Consider the following 15,343-nt stretch of genomic DNA (forward strand, 5'->3'; position numbering starts at 1 on the left):
ACAGAAATCACATGCATTAGCCGCTTAAATCAGATAAAAAACGTCTCCACAAAACCCGGGGCAATTCAGTTTGCCATGGGCCAAAATGAACCGGAAGCATCTCCCAACCGCAGCCTGAGCGCACGAGATAGCGCAGAGCATTGATGATCTCACGGAAATCGGTTGTCCGTTTCCGACCACGCCGGTTCGCAGGGGGCATCAGAGGCGCTATGCGCTCCCATTCCTCATCTGTCAGATCAGACGGATAGCGTTTCGTCTTGCGTGTAATTTCGGCCATGCGGCCTCGTTGTGCTGGCGTCCACATCCTGCCTTTGAATCACGCTCAAAACCTCTTGAAAACCTATCATAGCGAATTTCCAAAAGGGCTCTTAGCAAAGGCAGGGATCAGGTCAAACCCAGTCAATAGATATGATGTGGAAGTTTATTGGTGACATATTTCGGCATGTGAGGAATCAAAGCGCGTCGGAAGGTGGTTCCCCTCAATCCCCTAAATTTTTCGATAAGGCGCAGAAAACGAATTGAAGGGGTGAAGGTTTTTTGACCATCACTGCCTTCATCAGAGGCAACAAACATCTTAGAGATCCAGTCTAGGATCAAAGTATCTCCAGGATGTGAAAAGTTGAAATTGGGAGTGGCTTTTTCAACCATTACCACCAACCCATGTTTATCCATTCCGTCATTGCTGGCACTAAAATCGGCGAGAGTTCCGAAATATCGCAGACCACATTCTTCATCATTTTCAGCATGTCGGCTTACATCAACCGATACTGTCATACCAGTAATAAATTCCTGGATTGCTTCTGGAAAATCACCTTCCTTGGGATTTAACAAACGCCCTATTTCTTCTTTTCTTCCCTCTTCCTTGAAGATCTTAATGACTTTTTCTAGTGCTTCTGTAGCAGATGCTTCTGACATGCCGAGCACAAGGAAGGCCGTCATAATTTCTGACCGGGCTGTTTCCAAATCCATTTCAGGAGAATTGTCTGATTTATTTGTCATATCACTTTGCCAGATTTCGTTATGTGGTGATATTTTAAAGGGAATTAGAATACAAGTAAACAAAATGAAGGCGTAATTTAAGGCCTTTCGTCATATATCAAACCATCAAGTTCTCTTCCAAGGCCTTTTAAGGCCCGTTGGTTGCGTCCTGACCATTGTTTGAAGAAGAAATGGATGTTGTTTGTTTTGCATTGATTGCGGATATGCCTGACCCATTGTGGATTTATCGGTCTGAAAGATGATCCGCTTTCGCCACCGACGATGATCCAATTGATTTTTTCGGGCTTACTGAGGGTGACTGGGCCGATTAGGGGCTCCATAGAGAGGAACCGTTTTTCCGCGGGGATATCGGATAAAACTGGGACGCGGCGGTCATATTCCGTCTGATTTTCTACCGTTGTCCCAAGCCATACATTTTTGTAGCCTTCGCTCCAGTCATGAGGGAGGAATTTCGTTATATTCTGCGGGCGTTTGGTTAGAAGTAGCCAGTCTAGGTGTTCAGTCTGGCGGATCAGGCTCCACAGATCTTCGCGCCAGGATCGGTCAATGCTTGGATGATTGTCGAAAACATCGGCCAGACTTGCACAAAAAACTTTATTCCTGACGCCCAAATGCTGCGCGATTGCATTCCACTTTTTAGGATATCCCCAATTTTTAGTACGTGTACGTGCAGCTTTAGATCCCCATCTGCTTTGTTTCGAAAACCGGTTATCATACAGTTCCGCATAGCAATTGTCGCAGGCAGGGCTAATTTTGGTACATCCAATCCAAGGATTAAATGTGTGATCTGTCCATTGAATAGAACTGTTTTCAGCCATCACTTATCCTTGTGGGAAGCAGCAAATTGTCTCTTAAAAATCTGATATAAGACGAATGCCGTCATAGCGATCACAATAAATGTTGTGTCGGAAATAATGTTGAATGTGTTAGTGTCATATAGTGACTTGCGAAACAGTTTTATGAGATAGCGTCCCACAAGCCATTCGCTTATTAAAATGACGATGGAAAAATAAATAAAGCAAGATGCAGATAATGAAGGCTTGTTTTGCCGCATTGATTTGACCTTAATCGATTAGAAATTCTAAGATGATGATATATTAAAGGACTAATGTGATATTGTCACTGTCTTCCGCTCTTTCATCGAGGGACCTGAAATGGAAAAAAAAGTCAAACCTGCTGAATGCCCATGTTGCCAAGGGCCTTCAAAAAAAGATTTGGTTTTGAGGGAAAATAATAAGGCCGCAGTGGAATGCACATTCTGTTCTCACGCTGGTCCTAGTGTGAATTTATCAGGCTATGACCTGAAAACAGAAGACGGTCAGAATGACTTGTTAGTAGGCGCAGTCGGCAAGTGGAATGAAGACTCAGCGGCATGGGCATATGGCTCTAAACGCATCATGCGGTTGCCGGAAATACCGAGCCCCTTTGAACCCCCTGTTCTTCGTAAGGCGCTAAATGCAGCAGCTTAATGGCCCATTAGGCACTCGGCTCCTTGAGAGTCTAATAGAATTCACTCTCTTAAATTATGGCAGTATTCGAGATGGAAAGGGGCACATTAACACCTATTAGATGCCCCTTTTAAGTTGCTTAATCAAAACTACAAACTCCATTTTGAAAATTGAAAAAGGTATAATTAGGACCCTTATCGGATGCGCCGTAAAGCCCCGTCCTTCTGGGCGGGGAGAATGTCAACCTAAGATGAGATGAGGTTACTTTTCCGCTTCAAATCTCGGCATGCTCTGTTAATTGGATAAGACCAGTCGAAGGGCTGTTTCTGCTGATAAATCGTCATGCTTTTGTACCATGGCGTATCAATTCGATCTTTCATCCATCGCCAGCATTGGTCATATCTTGAAAGCATTATGACCAATTTCCCCAAACCAGCGGCCAGGTGAGCTGTAGATGTGTCTACAGCCACAACCACATCGAGGTTGGCGATCAATCCTGCAGTATCCGCAAAATCGTTAATCTGTGTTGTGCGGTCTATAATCCTCATGCCAGATGGAGGGTATCCTGCCTGATCGGCTTTATCCCCAATCTGCAGACTGTAGAAAAGGGCGTTGGGAAGTGCCTGGGCCAAGGGGGCAAACGTCCCGAGATCTGTCGACCTCCGGCGATTGGCCAGCTCCGCGGTCCTAACTTCTGAATGGGCAGCTCCAGCCCATACAAGGCCAATCAAAAGAGGTCTCTTTTTGCTCTTTTTTTGCAACAAGAGCGGATCCTTCAGGTCTTCCTCTACCCGTTTCCTCCAAACTTCCTTGATATCTTCGGGTACGCTGAGATAACCGCCAGCGAGGGGGATGGTATCTATCGTTGTACCCAAAGCGAATGGAAGGCTCATTACTGATGACTGGAGGTCATGGGGTGGTGATGCTGACCCCTCTTTTTCTTCAGTGAACACTTGATCTGGGAAGGAATGGCGAAGCAGTCTTAACAGGGGCGCACGTACAGTCGTGCAAACGGCGCCACTATGGGGGGAAGATGTGATCTGAGGCAGGAAGCGGCAAAACTGCAGCATGTCCCCATATCCTCCTTCAGTTGTCACGAGGAGCGTTTTCCCCTCAAAAGGTTCACCCTTCCACTGAGGACGATCCATACCCTTGCGCTTAAGATAGGTTGTCCAACGCCATTCATATTCCCTGAATCCTTCCTCAAAATGCCCGGACTTGAGAAGTGAGAGAGCATAGTTGGTCCTGGTCTGCTCATTTTCAGGATCAAGTTTGACGGCCATTTTATGGAGATTGAGTGCAAGCTCCTCTTTCCCGAGGACATCAACGGCCATAGCCATATTGCTGATGCCAATGGCATGGAAACCGTCAATATCTAGGCACTGCTTATAGGCCGCAACTGCCTCAGGAAAGCGCTGCAACTGGGTTAAAACGTTCCCTAGGTTGCACCAAGCATCAGCAAGTTGAGGATCAAGTCCGAGAGCCTTTTGAACGGCTTTATATGCGTCATCAAACCTGTTGGCCTTATTCAATGCCGCGGCATAATTATTCAGAAGGATCGCCTGATCTTTGGCGGACCCGGCCGATATGGCTAATTCACTCTCGAAGATCTTGATTGCCTCAAGGTTTTGCCCTCTCACATAATGGTTCAAAGCTTGCTTGTGGTTTTCACTCAGATCTGTCGGCATTTTATGGACTGACTTTCACAGGGAAGTTTGAGGTTTGGCTTATCTCAAAAAGTGGAAGGGACGGCTTCAGTCTTTCGGGGGAGAGTAAGGGATGCTTAGCCGCCACTTGTTTTCTGGAAGAGCTTCCATTTCTCCCCCTTCAGCAATTGCCGAAATGCCATGTGTAGCAGAGGAGGTGTGTTCTACTGGATTGCTAGTTTTTTTGTTGTTGTGGCGTATGAGGGAAAGGATTGATGAGGCAGTGCCCGGTTTTATATCGAAGGGAGGATGTTGACCGTCCTGAGCCAAACGAAGGGCTTTCTGGATGTGCTCCTTATCCTCTGCATCGCAATTGTTCTGCATCAGGATAGAAGCGACCACATTATCTCCGAAAATAAAGTTGTTTGTTGCGCGCGGGGTGCCAGCCGGTGCTGCATCTGCCTTTTTTTGCTGCCCCTGCGCATCGAGGATGTGCTCTTCTCCCATGCCAAAACCTGTCGGTTCAATGACATTTGCAGGGATATCAGCCAGTAAATTTTTAGAAGCAGACGGAGGGGTTTGTGTGCTGCAACCACTGAGAATTGGAGCGATTAAGGAGAAGGAGACCAGTAGAGGCAAAGCGCGGGACTTTGGAAGCATAATGAGAAGATCTCACAAGGAATGTAGAGAGGTCTCCACACCCTAAAAATAGAGTGTGGAGAAAGGGGCATAGAGGTTAAGTATCAGCCTATTAAAAGGTCTTTGAACTCTCTGGCTTCTCGGCCTTTGACCCCCTGGATTTGTAGATATTGAGTTAATTCTTGCTCGGAAAGACCAGCTTTTTGAGCGAAGGCTAAAATCTTCCGAAGAACGGCGATCTGGCTTCTTGAAAAGGTTTTGGCTTGGAGGGAATATTCTTCCCAAGCTTCAAATACGTCAGGAACCCAAAGCTTAAGTATCTTGGAGATGATCTGGGCATAGACACGAATTTCATATTGGGCGTGACTATCTATCCTAAGTGAGAGGAAGTGCAAAAGGTTGTGTAGATCCACCTTCCAGTACCATTGGGTGTAGGTATTGAGGGTGAGGTTGATCCTGCCGAGTTCACGGGCAACGTCAAATCCTTTTTGATCCTCAGGAGCCAGAAGTTTTTCATAGTCAGCGTAATTCCTCTCCGCATCTTCTCGGAGGATTTTGATGACCTCCAAAGCCTTGTCCAGCGGCAACACATCCCCTCGACCTTGCTTATTGTCAGTGCTTTGACATGCGACTTTGTCGGCCGTGGGCAGGTAGAATTCATTGTCGAGTAATGAATATCGGGCGGAATACTCATTCACGCTTGCTGTGCGATGTCTTATCCATTGTCGGGCAATAAATATTGGTAATTTGACATGTAATTTAATTTCACACATTTCGAATGGTGAAGAATGTCGATTTCTGTAAAGGTAATGCAAAAGACTGGTATCTTCTGTGACTGATTTTGTCCCTTTGCCATAAGAAACACGGGCGGCCTGAATGATGGCCTCCTGATCGCCCATATAATCAATCAACCGCACAAACCCATGGTCAAGGGTAGGCCAGGCAAGACCAAGAATGTCATCAAGTTCCTGCACATGTGGGCGATCGAGAGTTTTAAAATCGTCATTGTCAATTGGCACGAGCCCCATGCTTTTCATGACTTCAAGGCCATTTGCACAATTTACGGGCACTTTTACCGGAACGCTGACATCCTTGTTAGATCGGTGCAAGTCAACTGTGGCGCCATTTACGACCATTTCACCTGTCCCCAACATCGATCCCCATGACTGTTCCTGGCCTTGAATACAGTCATTTTGATCATGGGGAGATGCAATTAGTCCCCCGTTAGGTATCTGTGTCTTTTCATTGTTAGATTTTGAGTTTGTCGAGGGGGAGTTGGGAGAGTTTTCTTCGCTATTTGTGCTATTTGTATTTGAAGTCATATTAAAGCCTGCTTTTCTCAACATGATCATGGATAGAGGCACTAGGCCTTATGAAGATTAGTTCGATCCTCATAAATGGCCTTTTGCATCATTTACTCCGTTCTAAATGGCTTAGTTTTCTGAATGACCGCGCCAGTTAGGATTATCGCATTTTCACCCATTAATCGGAAATTACTGATGATCCGCTAAAGGTTAAGGCTTAATCTTTATCCATCGATGCAATGATGATCTAGTCCATATTTAAAGGATATTTCCGAAAACACCTAAAGACGAATGAGTTGTGCAGTTTGAAAAGACAAGACTTATCGTCATAGCCATGGCCATTGCTGGCCCCATGGGGCATTGTACTGGAGGTAAATCTAGTGTTTCCCCAGAAGGGGCGGGGGGAATGTCAGATCTCTTGGCATAGAGACACATTAAGAGATGAATACCGCCGGTAAAAATGAAGAAGTCTAGCAAATGGTTGAGACCTAACCACGCCCCGCAGGAGGCGGCCATGGTCATATCCCCTCCAGACATAAAGTTTGAACGGCATAGAACGGACGTAACTGTTATAACGAATGTCATTGCCAACCATGCAACAGCAGCTCCAAAAACTGCGCAGTTTACATCCCCGGATAAGGTTGAGTTCATCAATCCCAACAGGAGCATTGGTACAGTGACATATCCAGGCAACCATCTATCTTGAAAGTCGATCAGGCCAAGGGCCAAGGCAAAGGTTAGCCCGATAGCCTCAAATGAACATTGATATATATTCTGACCGTTAATAACCTGAGCAAGGTAAATCGTGCTCACAATGAACATGATTCCTGTGATCAGTTTTATGGAGATAAATCTATGGGGATATGATCGGAGGTTCCCTATCACAGGAAGCCATATAAGAGCCTTGTCAATAAGATAAGGTGCGAGGGTCAAAAGGGCCAAAGCTAAGGATGAGGCACAAATAATTTGCCAGTTGATCATAGCCTGCTTCCTTAAAAATCTTGTTTTGGCAGAATGAGTGGGGTTGCCCGATATCGAGCCTGGTCCTTCCTAAAAGGGCGCCTCAATAGAATTCTATTCTTCCTCATCATCATCCCCACCGAATAGATCTGCGTGAATGCCGGCCGCGTCCCTAATGATTATGTTGCCGTTGGCGTCACGATCATCTTTGCCCGATGAAGGTTGTTCACTTTGAACGGTCTTTCTTTGAATGGGCTGTTGTGGTGGAGCTGAGGTCTCGACTGGGGTTTCTGAGGTGTCAATCGGAGCATGCAATTGCTCTGATGTGGAATGTTCTGCAACTTGAGTGGATTGCTCTTTTTCGGATTGTTCTGCTTGAGTGTGCGAAAGGTGGGCGCCTTCAGTTGTGTTAGTGGGTGGTAATCCATCGGTCTGTTGATCATCACTGTCTGGATTATGTGCGTCCTCTACAGGATTTTCATTTTCATTCGATGCAATATGATCGTTTCCTTCTTCACCTTCTTCATCAGGATTTACGCCTTCAGTAGAGAAAATATTATCTAGGAATGACGCGCCACCATCCTCACTAGACTTCGCAGTGCTTTCTTCCTCTTGTACCTCATTGCCAGAGACAGTTTCGGACCCGGAGAGAGCTTCTTCCGTCTGTTCAATTGCAGAGGTTCCTTCAGCGGCCTCAGTTTCGCTATCTCTAGCGGTATTCACTTCATCATCATGATGTTCTTCAACTCTGTTCGCTGCGGCCAAGCCATCCAAGATAATCGGGTTAGCCGATAGTTTGCTACCATCATCGAATGGGATCTCTTTATCATCGACGGTCGCTTTGTGAGGTGTTGTGTTGTCCTCAGCATCTTCATCCGCCACGTCACCCCAATTGCCAAGGGCCGCCTTGCGCCTGAATTCCTCGCCTGCAGAAGACAGGCCTATACCATCGAGCGGGTTCCTTTTCCCTGCACGTGCTGGAGGCATATCGTTGTAACCGCGAGATTCCATACGGTCAGGCAACCCAGCAAAGGAGCGGCCATTGGCCGTGCTTCCCCAGCCAGCGTTATTGCTCTCGTAATCATCGCTTTCTGCTGGCGTTAACCCTAAAGCTTCTTCCTTGCGCATGCGGATATAAGCGATTGCAGAACAGGCCACTTCAATGAGGGGTTTATTCGTGCCGCCTTCGGGATTGATGGCGCAGGCTAGATCAAGGATTTCATCGCGAGTAAACTCCTGGCCTTCATCTTCTCCAGAGTCATGCAATGAGTCCGCTTCTCTGTAGTTGTTTAAACGATTTTCTGCTGCTTTCACAGCGTTCTTCATTTTTTCGATCTGACCATCATCTACAAGCATCGCCAGAATTTGTGGATGTCTGATATCGATCTGCAGATCAGCGGGGCTAGGCCTTGGCACAGGAATAAAATAATTTGCGGAAAGCTTAATTTTCTTAAGATCTACGGTTCTCTCTGGGGCCGCATAAAATGCCTGCATGCGGATAAGTTTGCCTAAGTGGGTAAGATGACCTTCACCGGCGCCCTGAGAAACAAGGTCAATCATGTCAACACGGCTAATCTCTTCATATGATGATGAATCGCCCATGTAGAACTGGTCATTAGAAGGGTCTCTGCGGTCAAATGACTGCGCGCGAGCGCGGGTAATCTTTCCCCCGCGCTTAATAGCCAAATCTGCTGTGGAGTTCGCATCCTCGATTTTCATAAAAAACTTTGTCGAGGTGTTACCGATAACCGAGTTTGCGATTTTCTGATCTATTCGCCCCATGGAGTCCACGTCCTGTGAGGCATAGATTAGACAGAAACCGCAACCGCGGGCCTGAGCAGCAATCAAATCCATACCAGGGACAAGATAGTAACCCACTTCGTCAAACACCACGACGACTGGGGAATTCGATGTTGTAACGCGGTTCTCAACGACCTGATCCCACGTTCCCTCAACCATAGAGCCAAGCGTCGCGGCCATCATCCCTTTCAGCGTTGCGACGACAATTTTCCCCAGTGCGATAATTTCGTCCATTGCCTTACCAAGCGCAGGCAACATGACAATAAGAACACGCCGGTTAAGAATGACATCATACATGTCGACTTCACCGAACTGCGTTTCAAAGATGTATCCGTAGACTTTGACCAGTGTTCCCAGAACCTTCTGGAACTGCATCAGAAGGTAGGTATGTTGATCCCTTGGCGTCTTGTCTTGCTCTGAGGCCTTTTTCTCCATGTTGACGCCAATGGAGTTCAGATAAGTCTGTACACCTTTCCTAGTTTTAGGAGGCATGTCGGGATAATTTTCCGGCTTTGCCAGTTCCATCAGTTTTTCAAGGGTCATAAAGTCTGAAATGACCCCAGCATCGAGTTCGATGATCCCTCTATCTCGCAACCAGCAAAGGGCATCCATCTCCCCAGTCAACATATCAATTGCGCGGGATTTCCACGTTGCGCTATCACCTCCGGCTTCATCCATCAGACTGGCGACCATCTGTGTGAGGTCAGCAGAACTCCCCGACGCAAAAGGATTGGTCGTATTGGATGATTTCTTGCGGTACCCGGTCATCCCCGGCAGGGCAGCGTTCATGAAATTCATGATAAGCAAGTTGTCTTCGAGACCGAGTTTCCTCAGCATTACGAAGACTTTGGCGAACAAGGATACGTCACCCTTGCCGTCAACATAAATAAAGCCGGATCCCCAAGATAGGGCATTCGCCCCATATCCGATTAACGTTTCAGTTTTACCGGCACCCGTTGTTCCAATTACGGTAAAATGCTGACGAGCGTCAGAGTTCGAAAGCCAGACCTCTTCACCTGTTGCCATGTCATTGCCCAGATAGAATATTCCGGCTGCAGGCCTGGCTTTCCCTCCGATTGCCTCATTAGGATCGATTTCTTTTGACTGTACAGGCTTCTTAAGGGGAAGAGCGGAGGGCTTTCCGCTCGAAATTGAGTAGATCGCAAGAGAAAATAGTATGCAGGGGATGCCAACCTGAGGAACGACAAACAGCATCACCAATGATGCCATCTGAAGCATCAAAAGATTGCTGATATCCTTAAACCAGTCACGCCGCTTCTGCGTTTTAGTTCTGATGTCAATCGTTGTTAGATCAGGGAAGACCTCCTGACCTTCAACCGCACCTCTGATTTGTTTTGTTTTGACTGCCATCAGAGGCCGCCCTCTGAGGATAGGTCGCTTGCAGATTCATCTTCATCCGCGAGAAGCCCCCAATAGTCGGCCCACATGGCGAAAGACTCAACGATCGGGGAGAGATCTACGGCGCGCTGCCCGTTTGCAAAGGACACAACGCATTTTTCCAGGCACCCCGCAACTGACATAAGGAATGTATGCGTGGATGAGGCTTTGAGATGCGTGACTGAGTATCCAAATAACGAGGTATCATCATCCCCTGGAGGGATAGATTTCAGAGCAAAAGAAAATCCTCCTTTACCCTTGTATTTAAGGACGAGTGGGGTAGCCCATTGAGCTGCAGCGACCAGAATGGCCGGCAACATGTTCAGTGGGTCCACAAGGTCATTGAGTTCAAAATACGCATCACTGTAGTAGCAGGGGCTCTCTCCTATGATAGAGGATATTGTTGCCGATAATGCCGTTAGGAGAGGATCATTGGGCGAGAGCTTTGGTAATTCCGTTGCTATTCTACCAACTTGTGGGACGCCCTGTATTACGATGGCGTCTTTAGACGGTCTTGGAAATTCCGTCTGATTGGTGTTGATCTCTGGAGTGTTGGGAGGGGGCTCAATTAACTCATTCAGTCCACCTTTTAGATCCACGACTTCATCTGACAATTCATGGGAATTGTCAGGCAATGTGGGTTCACTTCTTTGCTCCGGTGCTTCTGATGGTATATCTGCCTTGTTTTCTTCGGTGGAGATATCCGGCGGGGAGCCAATGTCACCGATTTTTGGGAGGGCTTCGTCCTCATCATCTTCATAGTCAGGAATGCTATGGTTGACCCAACTTTCAGGATCATCTGATTGAGGTTCTCCATCCTCAATGAATTCTTCCTGGCCATGTTGTTCATTGTCTCCGGCTTGATGGGGCGGAGCAGGGCCTTCTAATGCTGGCTTTTGAGTTTCTTCTTCAACCAGATATGAAAGACCGCCAGAGTGATCAAAGCCATGATGGAGAGGATCGTTCTCTGGAACAATATCCGGCGCTCCTCCGATGTGGTCTGGGATCTCCGCATCAGAGACTGCCTCATTTCCATCGCCCGAATATGCGTCTCTATGTTGGAGACTGATGTTGTCATCTGGTTCAACTGGGCCATTATCAGATCTTGAGTTGAGGCTTGTTCCTTCAATGACTCGGCCTCCTGTTTCTTCCCCGGATTCATTTCCAGAGATTTGTTCGTTTTCTGGCCTAGACTGTTGTGGTGGCGCTTGAAGTGATTGTCCCTCGCCATTCTTTTGCTCACTCTGTGCAAGAACTTGATGCTCCAAAGGCGTTGTTGAGGGGAATGTCTCTAAAGTGTCCTGAGTTAATGAGCCTGAAGGGCGCACAGTAAGGAATGATGACAGCTTTCCTGTCAGAATGTCCTCTTGTTCATAAGAGAACACGTTTTGAGATACTGCTACCTCGGAAGAAACAGGGGTTAGAGTTAACCTCAAAAAAAGATAAGGAGCGGAGGCAGCAGGCTCATACTGATCATGCAAGACTTGCATCATCTCAGCGTCAGAAGGGATATTGTCGCCGATATCTCTCTGAAACCAAATAGAAACATATTTTGTATCTTGAGGATCTGGAATTTCTACCAAAAGGTAAGACGTGCCAGAAGGAAGGCTTTTTTCCTTGAATAAAGCATCATGAGGAAAAGCGTCACGCAATCTTTTCAAGACAAAGTCTAGTTGTTCTGAATGTGACGTTTCCATCAAATCATACCTGTAACGCTCTTGAAACTTCCAGGTTGAATAAGTAAAACCTCATGGATAAACATGATGAGAACTTGTTCTTGCCTAGCGTTCGTGAATGATATGAAACAGTGTAGCGAACGAGATTTGCTGTACGCAGGAAAAACTGAACATCACGCCATAAATGGCAGAAATGCATAACTAATTTAGACTGAAGCAAGGAAAATGGGTGTGGCAGAAAATTACGTTGAAGCTGCTCTAAAGAATTATGAGGCGCCCAATCCTTCTCGCGACACTTATCGTCCAACTGTACGCTATATGCCAAGGGTAAGGACTAATGCTTCCCTTGAAGGCAATGATATCGATAATCCTTTAGTCATATGGCTTGCAGGCCTAGATAAAATGTCAGGATTAACCGTTATTAAAAAACATGACTATGATGTTATCTATGTAACTCCGGCAATTTCGAAACGTTTTACGATTGGTGATGACGGTGAAACTGTAGAGTTCGGAGTGCAAGATCAGGACTTGCCTGCGTTTCTGGCTCCCGGTTGGGAATACGCTGGGTTTGTTAGAATGTCCAAAAATATGCCATGGCTGGCATTCTCCTCAGATGGTGTTCTCAAAGAGAATGGCGAGAGAGCATCCAAAGGTTTAAGGCTTTGGGTTCCCATTCAACCGGAACTAGCGCGTATTTGGGACAAAAAACGCACAGAAGGTGCACCAAACCAAATGCGGATTATCACAATATCCACAGTCAACCGAAAAATATTTACCGGGGAAGAACAAGAGGTCTTGCCACTAACAATGGTTGGGCCATGGAAGTGTTTGGTTGAATAAAAATAATGTTAAATGATATACTGAATGAATATTAACCAAAATGGATTTCGAAAAATGCCTACTACCTCCAGAAAGAAAATTTCTATTGCCTGGCAGAGAGATGGGATTGATAGGGGTTGGTTTTATTCGCCAAGGGTTGGATCAGTTCGCAGCCCTGTCAGTTATCGAGCTGGAGGATGGTACTTCCTGCCTATGTGGCTGCCTGATCTGAAAGAGAATGATATTGGGCCTTTCAAACCGCGGGATTTGGCCTTCGCTGAAGCTGAGCGTCTCGCCGCAGTCCACATGCCAAGTGCCCCGTCCTTGAGGGAGGGGTGAGTGAATGTGACCACATTTCCGTTGCCGTAGTGCACAGATCTTCCGTTAGGGGGAGCATTCGCAACGGATATTGTGTGCCTGCTGAATAATTGGGGCCAAAAGACCCTCAATGGTAATGCGGGCTTCTCTAACATCGTTGTCATCGTATTCTGAAAGAGGCCGGTCTATCGGCTCATCACCATCGTCAGCCCAATATCCGACAAGATTTTTCAATTCTTCTTCAGAGTATAGAGTGTCAGTCGAGAGGCTTAATGCGTCCGTGTCAAACACTTGGGCCACATCTTGAATGACCTCATTTTCTGGTCGAGCTCCCCTAATGTCCCATGCTAGACCACTTGTTTCGTCAAGCGCATAAACATGGAAAATTGAAGGGAGTGTATTATCTGGATCTTCGGGATCCACCCAATACGGCTCATCATAACATTCTACAACAAGCAATGGCCATCCATACTTCCTATGCAAAGCCACAGCAAGAACATGACATTCACCATACAGGAATTGAGATTCCTCGTCTTTTGTGGGCGAAGCTAGAAGGTCAGACATGACAGGTCTTTCTGCGCATTTATCGTAGGTCTCACATGATTTAGCATTTGATGATGCATGAGAGAAAAGGGGAGTGCTGACACATCTTACTGGCCAGGATAAGGAATTAATCCTGCCCAATAGAGCATTGTGGCTGTTCATTTTTACCGGATGAGTCGTAAAGCCCCGTCCTTTAGGGCGGGGAGAATGTCAACGGGAAAGGTCGATGCGCCGTTTATAGTGTGTTCTCAGCGGGAACACATATGCGAAACTCATCTCATGGTGGGATATGATTTTACTCCAATCAGCACCGCTCAGAAGAAAGAGCGTTGTGCTGGCATGTGAAGATCCTCATTTTCTTTGGCGATTGATTTTGAATGAGAGCGGATGAGTTCGATTTGCCTTAGTTTTTCGTATAATTTTTTAATTCTATGCTTAATGTCACCTGTCTGCGAGAGTTCTGAGTGCTCTAGTATGGCAATTCTTTGCTTGATCAGGAATTCAACTGGACCATATTTGTCAGTCAAAATGGCACCATTTCGAATAGCCAACTCTTTCTTTGAAAGGGATATATCAAAATGAACCCAAGATGCCTTGGGCGGCATTTGTAACCATCGCCTGTTGATTCCTATGCGTGCGGCCGCCAAGAGTAGTTCATCTTGGCTATCTGCCCACATATGGAACATGATCATTCTGCCAAAACGATGCCGTACATCATCAACGAAAACAGACATAATTTATGGATTTCCTGATCTCATTTTTCCGTTTTGTGACGGGACTGCATTCTGAAAGGATTGGGTTTTTCTATCTGCATTTTTTTGCGTTTCATGCACAGGCCAATAGCCAATATCATATCCAGATCGCGCCTAAAGTGTGCCTGGCGTAGAAGGGCACTAAGTTCGGCTTGATCCAGCCTATCAATCCCACCATTTACGTTTCTGCTGCCGTTCTGCTCCAGTTCTGCGATGGCAGATTTTCGTCCTGAATTTTCTGCCTGTTCTAGAGCATTGGCTATTATTGAAGTTTTACCCGCATCTGATAATGTGCCTTCAAGTAACCGCATGATTGATAAAGCTTGCAACTTGATCGACAAGGCATCCAACTGATGAAAAATTGTGTCGTCTTTAATCGTATCAGGCATTGTCCTGAACCTTCTTAATTTCGGAATGGTTCCCCCAGTAAGACTGGCCATCGATAGTGACGCATACAGTTTTGAGTGACAGAGTTTTCCGATCAAAAGATGAAATCAGACCAGTTTTCCCTACTGTGTTTGCAGGGAAACCTTCTCTTGCTCCTCCATAAGAAATTATCTGAGGGGTACAAGGAGGAGAAATCATCACCTTTTCGCCTTTTGAAAAGCCTTGGAAGGTGTTCTCTTTGTCACATTCTAGCGCACTAACCGCTGAATTTAGACACGCTCTTATGTTCTTTCCCCAGAAGTCCCGACCATCTGGTGCTACAGCTCCGTAACCGGATATAGTGGGAGATAGATTCAGTGCATGTCTGTCTAGTGCATCAAGAAGGTATGAATCAGGGTATTTGTTCATCTTATTTGGCTATCTGGCATATATTGGGTTGATGGAGTATCCATCTTTCCCATTACGACCGGGATTTTCATGACCATTCCGGGCGTTTTGTGACGTCCGAGGCCAACCACTGACCACGGATGTGTTACATCCGTGGGCCGGGGGAGTGGACGGCGGTAGCCAACACGTGCGTCATGCCTATTCAGGCGGGACAGCGCGATCTGCGCCGTTTTGATTTCCCCGTGGCACTCCACCCAGCTTCCGACC

16 protein-coding genes are annotated in these 15,343 nt (G+C 46.5%); 2 read left to right on the forward strand and 14 right to left on the reverse strand.

All coding sequences use genetic code 11. The annotated features are described in order from the left end of the window. Nucleotides 1-16 precede the first annotated feature (16 nt). From CSR02_RS15190 to CSR02_RS15205, 3 genes are all read right to left on the reverse strand, one after another. Nucleotides 17-304, reverse strand: a complete 288-nt coding sequence (locus CSR02_RS15190) for a transposase (RefSeq protein WP_408736573.1) — start codon at nucleotides 302-304, stop codon at nucleotides 17-19. Between the two features lie 95 nt (nucleotides 305-399). Beyond that, nucleotides 400-999: a hypothetical protein gene (locus CSR02_RS15200; RefSeq protein ID WP_099542236.1), complete on the reverse strand. Its 600-nt coding sequence runs from the start codon at nucleotides 997-999 to the stop codon at nucleotides 400-402. A gap of 77 nt (nucleotides 1,000-1,076) precedes the next feature. Further along, nucleotides 1,077-1,817, reverse strand: a complete 741-nt coding sequence (locus tag CSR02_RS15205) for a DUF5131 family protein (RefSeq protein ID WP_099542237.1) — start codon at nucleotides 1,815-1,817, stop codon at nucleotides 1,077-1,079. Nucleotides 1,818-2,153: 336 nt separating this feature from the next. Between CSR02_RS15205 and CSR02_RS16410 the strand changes: the two genes are divergently transcribed. Beyond that, nucleotides 2,154-2,468 carry a hypothetical protein gene (locus CSR02_RS16410; protein WP_143225631.1) on the forward strand — a complete coding sequence of 105 codons (315 nt, stop codon included), beginning with the start codon at nucleotides 2,154-2,156 and terminating at the stop codon, nucleotides 2,466-2,468. Between the two features lie 224 nt (nucleotides 2,469-2,692). Here CSR02_RS16410 and CSR02_RS15215 read toward each other — a convergent pair whose 3' ends face one another. From CSR02_RS15215 to CSR02_RS15240, 6 genes are all read right to left on the reverse strand, one after another. After that, complete coding sequence (locus CSR02_RS15215) at nucleotides 2,693-4,135, reverse strand: tetratricopeptide repeat protein (protein ID WP_099542239.1); 1,443 nt, start codon at nucleotides 4,133-4,135, stop codon at nucleotides 2,693-2,695. 66 nt (nucleotides 4,136-4,201) lie between these two features. After that, entirely contained in the window at nucleotides 4,202-4,753 is a 552-nt protein-coding gene (locus CSR02_RS15220) for a hypothetical protein (protein ID WP_099542240.1), read from the reverse strand. 83 nt (nucleotides 4,754-4,836) lie between these two features. Then, nucleotides 4,837-6,054 (reverse strand): FAD-dependent thymidylate synthase, encoded by a 1,218-nt coding sequence (thyX, locus tag CSR02_RS15225; RefSeq protein ID WP_373319846.1) that lies wholly within the window; start codon nucleotides 6,052-6,054, stop codon nucleotides 4,837-4,839. Nucleotides 6,055-6,294: 240 nt separating this feature from the next. After that, the gene (locus tag CSR02_RS15230; RefSeq protein ID WP_099542241.1) at nucleotides 6,295-7,017 is read right to left on the reverse strand and encodes a prepilin peptidase; all 723 of its coding nucleotides are present in this window, start codon (nucleotides 7,015-7,017) and stop codon (nucleotides 6,295-6,297) included. A gap of 93 nt (nucleotides 7,018-7,110) precedes the next feature. Further along, complete coding sequence (locus tag CSR02_RS15235) at nucleotides 7,111-10,167, reverse strand: type IV secretory system conjugative DNA transfer family protein (protein ID WP_099542242.1); 3,057 nt, start codon at nucleotides 10,165-10,167, stop codon at nucleotides 7,111-7,113. After that, nucleotides 10,167-11,891, reverse strand: a complete 1,725-nt coding sequence (locus CSR02_RS15240; protein WP_099542243.1) for an ICP22 family protein — start codon at nucleotides 11,889-11,891, stop codon at nucleotides 10,167-10,169. The genes CSR02_RS15235 and CSR02_RS15240 overlap by 1 nt, the downstream gene beginning before the upstream one ends. A 210-nt stretch (nucleotides 11,892-12,101) precedes the next feature. Here CSR02_RS15240 and CSR02_RS15245 point away from each other — a divergent pair, with 210 nt between their 5' ends. Then, on the forward strand, nucleotides 12,102-12,710 hold the full coding sequence (locus tag CSR02_RS15245) for a hypothetical protein (protein ID WP_124296585.1): 609 nt from the start codon (nucleotides 12,102-12,104) through the stop codon (nucleotides 12,708-12,710). Between the two features lie 363 nt (nucleotides 12,711-13,073). Here CSR02_RS15245 and CSR02_RS15255 read toward each other — a convergent pair whose 3' ends face one another. The 5 genes from CSR02_RS15255 to CSR02_RS16910 all read right to left on the reverse strand — a co-directional run. Beyond that, nucleotides 13,074-13,571 (reverse strand): hypothetical protein, encoded by a 498-nt coding sequence (locus CSR02_RS15255; protein WP_099542245.1) that lies wholly within the window; start codon nucleotides 13,569-13,571, stop codon nucleotides 13,074-13,076. Nucleotides 13,572-13,864: 293 nt separating this feature from the next. Next, complete coding sequence (locus tag CSR02_RS15260) at nucleotides 13,865-14,284, reverse strand: DUF4031 domain-containing protein (RefSeq protein WP_099542246.1); 420 nt, start codon at nucleotides 14,282-14,284, stop codon at nucleotides 13,865-13,867. Between the two features lie 20 nt (nucleotides 14,285-14,304). Beyond that, the gene (locus CSR02_RS15265; RefSeq protein WP_099542247.1) at nucleotides 14,305-14,691 is read right to left on the reverse strand and encodes a hypothetical protein; all 387 of its coding nucleotides are present in this window, start codon (nucleotides 14,689-14,691) and stop codon (nucleotides 14,305-14,307) included. After that, on the reverse strand, nucleotides 14,684-15,097 hold the full coding sequence (locus CSR02_RS15270) for a hypothetical protein (protein WP_099542248.1): 414 nt from the start codon (nucleotides 15,095-15,097) through the stop codon (nucleotides 14,684-14,686). The genes CSR02_RS15265 and CSR02_RS15270 overlap by 8 nt, the downstream gene beginning before the upstream one ends. Then, on the reverse strand, nucleotides 15,094-15,343 hold a 250-nt coding region (locus tag CSR02_RS16910; RefSeq protein ID WP_208616841.1), incomplete at its 5' end, for a hypothetical protein. The genes CSR02_RS16910 and CSR02_RS15270, both read right to left, overlap by 4 nt.

It is taken from the genome of Acetobacter pomorum, assembly GCF_002738225.1.
Lineage (GTDB): Bacteria > Pseudomonadota > Alphaproteobacteria > Acetobacterales > Acetobacteraceae > Acetobacter > Acetobacter pomorum.

Excerpts from the sequence above, each read along its gene's own strand:
- CSR02_RS15265 (WP_099542247.1), bottom strand. The coding sequence starts at position 14,691 with ATGCCTGATACGATTAAAGACGACACAATTTTTCATCAGTTGGATGCC.
- CSR02_RS15270 (WP_099542248.1), bottom strand. The coding sequence starts at position 15,097 with ATGAACAAATACCCTGATTCATACCTTCTTGATGCACTAGACAGACAT.
- CSR02_RS15230 (WP_099542241.1), bottom strand. The coding sequence starts at position 7,017 with ATGATCAACTGGCAAATTATTTGTGCCTCATCCTTAGCTTTGGCCCTT.
- CSR02_RS15205 (WP_099542237.1), bottom strand. The coding sequence starts at position 1,817 with ATGGCTGAAAACAGTTCTATTCAATGGACAGATCACACATTTAATCCT.
- CSR02_RS15240 (WP_099542243.1), bottom strand. The coding sequence starts at position 11,891 with ATGGAAACGTCACATTCAGAACAACTAGACTTTGTCTTGAAAAGATTG.
- CSR02_RS15255 (WP_099542245.1), bottom strand. The coding sequence starts at position 13,571 with ATGTCTGACCTTCTAGCTTCGCCCACAAAAGACGAGGAATCTCAATTC.
- CSR02_RS15200 (WP_099542236.1), bottom strand. The coding sequence starts at position 999 with ATGACAAATAAATCAGACAATTCTCCTGAAATGGATTTGGAAACAGCC.
- CSR02_RS15190 (WP_408736573.1), bottom strand. The coding sequence starts at position 304 with ATGTGGACGCCAGCACAACGAGGCCGCATGGCCGAAATTACACGCAAG.
- CSR02_RS15260 (WP_099542246.1), bottom strand. The coding sequence starts at position 14,284 with ATGTCTGTTTTCGTTGATGATGTACGGCATCGTTTTGGCAGAATGATC.
- CSR02_RS15235 (WP_099542242.1), bottom strand. The coding sequence starts at position 10,167 with ATGGCAGTCAAAACAAAACAAATCAGAGGTGCGGTTGAAGGTCAGGAG.
- thyX (WP_373319846.1), bottom strand. The coding sequence starts at position 6,054 with ATGACTTCAAATACAAATAGCACAAATAGCGAAGAAAACTCTCCCAAC.
- CSR02_RS15220 (WP_099542240.1), bottom strand. The coding sequence starts at position 4,753 with ATGCTTCCAAAGTCCCGCGCTTTGCCTCTACTGGTCTCCTTCTCCTTA.
- CSR02_RS16410 (WP_143225631.1), top strand. The coding sequence starts at position 2,154 with ATGGAAAAAAAAGTCAAACCTGCTGAATGCCCATGTTGCCAAGGGCCT.
- CSR02_RS15215 (WP_099542239.1), bottom strand. The coding sequence starts at position 4,135 with ATGCCGACAGATCTGAGTGAAAACCACAAGCAAGCTTTGAACCATTAT.